The sequence below is a fragment of the Larkinella sp. C7 genome (genome assembly GCF_006149005.1).
Lineage (GTDB): Bacteria > Bacteroidota > Bacteroidia > Cytophagales > Spirosomataceae > Larkinella.
In genome coordinates, this window is record NZ_VBSL01000057.1 from 1 (window position 1) to 253 (window position 253).

The following is a 253-nucleotide window of genomic DNA, read 5'->3' on the forward strand; positions in this document are numbered from 1 at the left end:
TGCCATTAGTAACAACAATCAAGCCTTTGGCCTTAGCAAGAGGAATAGCCATCGCACCAAGGCTACCAGTACCTCCTGAGATAAAGAGAGTTTTTCCTTCTTTAGCCTCCATAAGCTCCAGAGACTGCATAATGGTCAGTGAAGTCAATGGGACGCCTGCCGCCTTGATATCTGTCAAATAGTCAGGTACCAAAGCTAGAGCATGGTAGTCTACAGCAAGATATTCAGCGAAAGCAACCAATACGGTCAAGTG

The 253-nt window shown here is 45.8% G+C and carries 1 pseudogene; it reads right to left on the reverse strand.

From position 1 onward, the window contains the following. Positions 1-253: pseudogene (locus FH871_RS34345) on the reverse strand (hypothetical protein); the annotation flags it as partial.